This is a genomic window from Microcystis wesenbergii FACHB-1317 (genome assembly GCF_014696875.1).
Lineage (GTDB): Bacteria > Cyanobacteriota > Cyanobacteriia > Cyanobacteriales > Microcystaceae > Microcystis > Microcystis wesenbergii_A.
In genome coordinates, this window is sequence record NZ_JACJQV010000211.1 from 91,680 (window position 1) to 97,679 (window position 6,000).

Below are 6,000 nucleotides of genomic sequence, written 5' to 3' on the forward strand. Positions count from 1 at the left end.
ATTAGCCATTATCACCTTGATCCAGCTGATGGCTTCAAGACTACTGACTTCTAACCCTAACAACAATTTTTGATTTTTACCAGAGGTCTATTATGAGTTCTTTAGGCGATCGCTTTAAGAAATTTGCGGGTAAAACTCGCTATGTGGTCTGTCGCTTATTTTTGCATCTCTACGGCCAAGAAGTCGCACCCCTGATCGGTATCCTTAATCGTACCGGCCGGGAGGCGATCGATTCCGAAGGCGATTTAGAGGTCATGGGAGAGGGTTTAGTAGAAATTTGTCAAAATCTGCTCCAGATGAACCTCTATTGGTTTTCTGTAGGTAATGAGGGCGATATTTTTTGGAGTGAGGGGGAAGCGGGAGACTACGTTAACGAACTGTTTACCGATTCCGCGGCCAGATACTTAAGTGAATCGGTGTCTGGGGAAGTGGGGGAAAACGAACCCTTAACTTTACCCGTCACCGATAACTTAGTTGTTATGATCACAATAGCCTTCGAGGGTGAGAGTGCTGCTTTAGAAACTAGCCTAGCCGATCGAGAGGCCCTGGAAGATGGTTTAAAATCAATAATTAACCTTCACTACCAAGGTCGGCTGCGTGCCATTCAGGTACATTTTTCTCCTGCTCAATTGGGAGATGAATTGACCAATGAGCAACTATTACTCAATTTCCCCGAATTACTGCCTTTATAGTCTTAATTTTGCCCTTATGCTGCGCCAAGTAACGACAATCCTTTTAATTCTTACCCTTTGTTGCACAACGGTGGCCTGTGGTTCGTCGTCAAATCAAACTCAGTCACCGTCAGCTAGTAACAGTAGTGTAAGACGAGAATCCAATCAGGTTAGTAGCGGTCGCTACGAGGTGCAACAAGCTACCTACGATGACGGAGATGGCACTTATACCCTAATGCTGTTAAACACCCCTGGGGGGACTTCTCCCCTCTTTCGCACCACTAACCTGCAAATGGCTAGATTAACCGAGGAGGACATTGCTAAAGGGGAAAAAACCGCAGTAGAAATCAACGGTGATCAGGCTACCCTGTACATGACCGAAGATTTTAAAATTGAGTATGTCCATAATGTCACGGAAGTGCGGAACAATCCCCAAACCGGACAACAGGAAACTGTGGTGATTCGACAAGAATCGAGTTTTTGGAGTCCTTTTTTCGGTGCTGTTGCTGGTCAAGCTTTGGGTAGTTTGCTCTTTCGTCCTCAATACTACGTTCCTCCCCTTTATACTCCGGGGGGTGTGATGACCGGTTTTGGTGGTTACGGTTCCACCTATAATCAGGCAGTGGATCAATACCGGACTAAACATAATAGTCCACCTCCAGCGGTCAAAAACCGGCAAACTCTCCGTTCTACTGGCAATTTACGTCGTTATCCTAGCAATACTCCCTCTAGTCCCAATCGCAGCACCACCACCACCACAAAACCCAGTGGTTCCGGTTATGGTTCGAGTACCCTGAAGAATTCGGGTAAATCTGATACTGTCAAACGTTCTCCTAGTTTCGGTTCCTCTGGTTCCCGACGTACCCCTAGTCGCAGTGGTTTCGGCAGCAGCAGACGCGGCCGACGTTAGGAGGATTTGACTGGAGTGGTGGAAGATTAATCCTGTCTTCCCCACCTCAGAGATTGGGGATGGCAGCTACTTAGGGTTTGCTGAATAAATCTAAAAACCTTGTTGGATAGGAATTTTAGACTTTTTCCCCCCCAAAAAGTGCCGACCATTGGAGTGATCGGGGAAAAATTCAGTTACTTTTTCTCTGAAAATTAGGTAATTGACCACCTGAAAATGGGTAAAACCCCACACCCCACACCCTACACCCCACACCCGACCCCCACGAAAAACTTTTTGCCGCAAACCCTACTTAAGAAGCAACCATTTTGCGAATTTCCGAATAGAAAACCGTTTGGCGATCGCCATTGTCCGACTGGATAATACTGGTACGCAATCTCAGATTAGGACTAGCAAACCAGATTCTTTCCTCGATACGATGGTGATTATCCTCGATGGTTAAAGTTAAAGCTTGATCGCTTCTGAGATGATATTCTCCCAGCGCTGCCGATTTACCGTCCGCTGTGATTAATTTTCCTTGCCAAGGATTCTCTGAGGGCAGCCAAACTAAATAGCTAGAACCGATTTTTTTCGGTTGTCCATAGTCCACAGAATTATCCCAAGTCGCTTTCCATCCCCCTAGATTGGCCTGGGACTGACAGTTATTTTCTAAACATAATTGCACCACATCGGCAGCATCGGCAGTCAGCAAATCGATGGTGATTTCTGCTTTATTATTGGCAACTTTTTGGGCGGCTAATTGATAACTGGTACGCTGGGAAAACCATTTACCCGCACAGAGATTAATAAATTCTTGAATGTCCATGAATGGCTGTAGGCAAAGATCGATCGCTCTGGAAGACTAGATTATTTATTCTATCCTATCCCTAGACGTTGGCCAATTTTTGCAAGGATAAACGGGCCGCTTCGCGCACTTGTGGATGTTCGTCTTTGACCAAAAATTTTAAGGCTGCGATCGTTTTTTCCGCCGGAAGGTGGCCCAAAGCTTCCGCTAATCGCTGCCGGATTAACCAGTCATCGGAGTTAACAAAGGTTAAAAGCTTCTCGACGGTTTCCACTGCTTTGATTTCGCCAAGGGCAGCAATAGCGGCCTGTTGAATAACCGCTTCGTTACTATCGAGAGCCGATAATAACACCTGTTTAGCCCGAATATCGCGCAAATTGCCCAAAGCGACGGCGGCACTAAAGCGGACTAACCATTGCGTGTCTTCGTAAAAAGCCCGTTGTAGGGGTTCAAAAGCGCGAATATCTTCTAAATAACCTAAGGCCCCCGCTGCATCGGCGCGAATGCCATAATCGGCATCATTGGCTAACAAATCCACCAGAATAGGAAAGCATTCCTCGGTTTGTTTGACTCCCAAAGCAAAGACAGCCATCGATCGCACCGGCAGCATTTCATCATAAAGGACTTTTTTGATCAAGGGTACAGCCTCCTCCGGGGCCACTTCTCGCAGGGATGCCAAGGCCAGCAGACGATCTTTAGAGTTGCTGCTTTCTAACTGGAGGGCAATGGTTTCTATATCAGGCTTACTCATTTTTGTCAATCACTTGTAATATTTCTTTAATTCTAACGCAATTGTTTCTAAGTCAGCAGCCCCAGTGGACTGAAACAGCTAATTTCTGTGTGTTACAGTGTTTCTTATAAAGATGAAGTGTAACCTAATTTGGTATCGAAGACCGACTCCCGAACACGAAAACTTCGTACCTGATCATTAAGATAACTGCTATCAACAGGTTCGGGATATTGCTTGAGAAAAATTAATTTTTGGTGTCGGAATGTTCAATTTGCTATAACTTCGGTTGATGGAATTGATAAACATCAGTGATCGCCTGTACCCAACCATTAGCAACGGATTCTAATAATCGATCGCCTTTTTCTTTACTTGCATTAGTAGCATCTCCCATCACTCCACTTTTAGTTAATTCCTTAGTTAACCAAGCAAAGGGTAATTTTCCTTCCATAGTTAACAAACTATTTTCTGGCAAACCTTGGGGATATTCTCGGACGGCCTGCTCAATTTTTACCTGTTCTGGCAGTAATGATAACATAATGCTAGTTTCCACATCTCCTGCATGAATACCGTATTCTAATTCATATTCCGAGAATAATTCAGCCGCATTGTGGGGAACTCGCCAAGTGAAAAAAGGAAATACTAAAAAATCGGGATATTGTTGATGAATATCCCTAGCGGCAATTTCCATAACTTGCGGTTGTCCGCCGTGGGAGTTCATTAATACTAACTTGCGAAAACCCGAACGATAGAGACTTTCAGCTATCTCTTGAATGAGGGTTAATAAGGTGGCTGCCGAGAGGGTAATAGTGCCGGGGAAAGACCAATGTTCGTTAGATTTTCCGTAGTAGAGACAGGGTAAAGCAAAGGCGGGAACATTTGTATTTAATTTCTCGAAAGCTTTGCCTAAAACCCCTAAACTAATGGCAGCATCGACGGCAATAGGTAGATGGGGTCCGTGTTGTTCGATCGCACCGATCGGTTGAATAATTACCACATTTTCCTTATCTAGCATTGAATCTATATCGGTCCAAGTAAGATAGGGAAAATAACGATGAGGGGGAATAAAACCGTGCATCATAATTTTACTAGGGGTGAGGGATTATAGTTATGGGAAAAATTACTGTTTATTTGGTAATTTTATCACTAATTCTTGGCAAGGTTGCCAATCGTCTTTATAGGTAATGGCTTGTCAAAACTAATCCATATATACTTTAGACGTTCATAATCTGCAATATCGTTGGGCAAAAACACCAGGGGTGACTTGTTTTTTTGCCCTTGTTACTGAGCATCTTTAAGCCTTTTCTTTAAGTATTATTGTTAATGTATGGCATAGAACGAGTTAGTTAGGACGCTTTCAATTTTCAAACTCTTATCGGTCAAGGGTTTCAGCGATTGATTGTCCTAACCACCCCGCTCTTTGCTATAGCTTATTAAGATCAGCGACCGCACTTAAACTCACAGCCTCAATCAATGTGCATGGTACGTTCCCAAAAATCGAGCGGTGGAGCAGTAGGAGTCAGATTAGGGAACGCACCCTACAGCGATGGCGTACTGCTACGCAGTGCCTTCGGCATCGCACGACAATTGCTCCAGCAGCATATCGTACTCTGCATGGGAACCAACCCAGAACCAAATCACCGGAATAGATGGGCAGCTGTGGATGGACTTTCTTGAATCGCAAGCTGGGATAGCTTGGGTCTTCTTTGAATTGCCGATACGCTTTACGGGTCTGCTCTTGAATCGGTTTTGGAAGATCAGCAAACATCTCCCGAAAACCAGCAGTGGTAAAAGACTTCACAACGTTTCTGGGTCTAATTCTTGAGTCTTGCCTGATCGATGTTCTGCCATTGCTTCGGCTGCTAGTTTAGCCAGCAAGTTTGGTGAGCGGGTAAAGGAGTCATCCCATCGCTGCTCTTCTTCGAGTTCTGCCAAAATTAGGGATGCGATCGCGTCCTGTTGAGCGGTTGACAAGGTTTTTAATTGGGCGATCGCCTGCTCAAGTCGTTCAGTCATAGACAACATCTAACGTATCGATTAGGGGTCGAGAAGGTCGTCACCGACCTCCCCTCCCATTCAGAACCGTGCATGAGACTTTCACCTCACACGGCTCCTAGTTTGATTGTTCCCTTGTTAAGGATACAGCTTGACTTCTTTTGGTTTGGTCTAGTATTATCTATATTAACTAAAATGTAGATGATTCTAGGCTTCCATCAGATGCCGATTTATCATCGTGACAGTGGCGGTGTAGTAATTGAAGGTTTTTATATTCATCCTTTCCACCTAAGCTTAGAGGGCGAATGTGGTCAACTTCAATTAAATCCGATGAGGTGAAATATTGCCCGCATCGGCTACACTTGCCTTGTTGCTTTTTGAGTAGTTTAGCTACTCTTGTAGGTGTGTCAATTGCTTGTCCTCTTCTGGTCGCCCAGTAAGTCCAATTTCCGTCGTAGGGTGAAGCGTCGGGGCGTACTAGGGTATGTCTGACAATTGGTGTCCAGTTATGTTTCCATAGATAGAGACCGTCTTTAGTTTGAAATAACCAAGATTCTTGTCTTTCTTTCCCATTGCTGAGTTTAACTGTACCCGGTCTAAAGTAGTTTTTCAGCTTTTCGTAATTCGCTTTGCCGCATCTTGATACTGTCCATGCCCTTAGCATTAACCAGATTGTGTAATCTAGTTTATTGAAGGTATCACTAGATACTACTCCTGAGTAGTAGTTAGCCCATCCTCTAATGATTGGGTTTAGTTGACTAATCAGGGCTGATTGAGGTGCTGTTTTGTGTTTTTTGATTACACCTTTAATCGCTTCTGTGTGGGCTTTAACTGCTTTTTGGCTAGGTTTAATATGTGTTAGAAATGTTTTGGATATTCCTTTACATATTTTCCCTGCTTTGTATTTTCCTGCTGG

Annotated in this window: 7 protein-coding genes and 1 pseudogene; 3 read left to right on the forward strand and 5 right to left on the reverse strand. The window is 44.3% G+C overall.

Features of this window, described 5'->3' with window-relative positions:
* Window positions 1-92: 92 nt before the first annotated feature.
* Both H6F92_RS22725 and H6F92_RS22730 read left to right on the forward strand, forming a co-directional pair.
* Window positions 93-692, forward strand: coding sequence for a DUF1517 domain-containing protein (locus tag H6F92_RS22725; protein WP_190359591.1), 600 nt, complete (start codon window positions 93-95; stop codon window positions 690-692).
* On the forward strand, window positions 649-1,581 hold the full coding sequence (locus H6F92_RS22730) for a hypothetical protein (RefSeq protein WP_190359592.1): 933 nt from the start codon (window positions 649-651) through the stop codon (window positions 1,579-1,581). Before H6F92_RS22725 ends, H6F92_RS22730 begins: the two co-directional genes overlap by 44 nt.
* A 289-nt stretch (window positions 1,582-1,870) precedes the next feature.
* Here H6F92_RS22730 and H6F92_RS22735 read toward each other — a convergent pair whose 3' ends face one another.
* The 3 genes from H6F92_RS22735 to H6F92_RS22745 form a co-directional block, all read right to left on the reverse strand.
* Entirely contained in the window at window positions 1,871-2,383 is a 513-nt protein-coding gene (locus H6F92_RS22735) for a phycobiliprotein lyase (RefSeq protein WP_190359593.1), read from the reverse strand.
* A gap of 61 nt (window positions 2,384-2,444) precedes the next feature.
* Window positions 2,445-3,113: a HEAT repeat domain-containing protein gene (locus H6F92_RS22740; protein ID WP_002746802.1), complete on the reverse strand. Its 669-nt coding sequence runs from the start codon at window positions 3,111-3,113 to the stop codon at window positions 2,445-2,447.
* 253 nt (window positions 3,114-3,366) lie between these two features.
* Window positions 3,367-4,170 carry a creatininase family protein gene (locus H6F92_RS22745; protein ID WP_190359594.1) on the reverse strand — a complete coding sequence of 268 codons (804 nt, stop codon included), beginning with the start codon at window positions 4,168-4,170 and terminating at the stop codon, window positions 3,367-3,369.
* A gap of 392 nt (window positions 4,171-4,562) precedes the next feature.
* Here H6F92_RS22745 and H6F92_RS22750 point away from each other — a divergent pair, with 392 nt between their 5' ends.
* Complete coding sequence (locus H6F92_RS22750) at window positions 4,563-4,766, forward strand: hypothetical protein (protein WP_199308298.1); 204 nt, start codon at window positions 4,563-4,565, stop codon at window positions 4,764-4,766.
* A gap of 120 nt (window positions 4,767-4,886) precedes the next feature.
* Here the strand turns inward: H6F92_RS22750 and H6F92_RS22755 are convergent, their stop codons facing one another.
* Together H6F92_RS22755 and H6F92_RS22760 are read right to left on the reverse strand one after the other, a co-directional pair.
* Window positions 4,887-5,105 (reverse strand): hypothetical protein, encoded by a 219-nt coding sequence (locus H6F92_RS22755; protein ID WP_190359595.1) that lies wholly within the window; start codon window positions 5,103-5,105, stop codon window positions 4,887-4,889.
* 97 nt (window positions 5,106-5,202) lie between these two features.
* Window positions 5,203-6,000: pseudogene (locus tag H6F92_RS22760) on the reverse strand (HNH endonuclease); the annotation flags it as partial.

What these genes read in the sequence shown, in the direction of transcription:
- H6F92_RS22735 (WP_190359593.1), bottom strand. Translation starts at nt 2,383, where the DNA reads ATGGACATTCAAGAATTTATTAATCTCTGTGCGGGTAAATGGTTTTCC.
- H6F92_RS22745 (WP_190359594.1), bottom strand. Translation starts at nt 4,170, where the DNA reads ATGATGCACGGTTTTATTCCCCCTCATCGTTATTTTCCCTATCTTACT.
- H6F92_RS22740 (WP_002746802.1), bottom strand. Translation starts at nt 3,113, where the DNA reads ATGAGTAAGCCTGATATAGAAACCATTGCCCTCCAGTTAGAAAGCAGC.
- H6F92_RS22750 (WP_199308298.1), top strand. Translation starts at nt 4,563, where the DNA reads ATGTGCATGGTACGTTCCCAAAAATCGAGCGGTGGAGCAGTAGGAGTC.
- H6F92_RS22730 (WP_190359592.1), top strand. Translation starts at nt 649, where the DNA reads ATGAGCAACTATTACTCAATTTCCCCGAATTACTGCCTTTATAGTCTT.
- H6F92_RS22755 (WP_190359595.1), bottom strand. Translation starts at nt 5,105, where the DNA reads ATGACTGAACGACTTGAGCAGGCGATCGCCCAATTAAAAACCTTGTCA.
- H6F92_RS22725 (WP_190359591.1), top strand. Translation starts at nt 93, where the DNA reads ATGAGTTCTTTAGGCGATCGCTTTAAGAAATTTGCGGGTAAAACTCGC.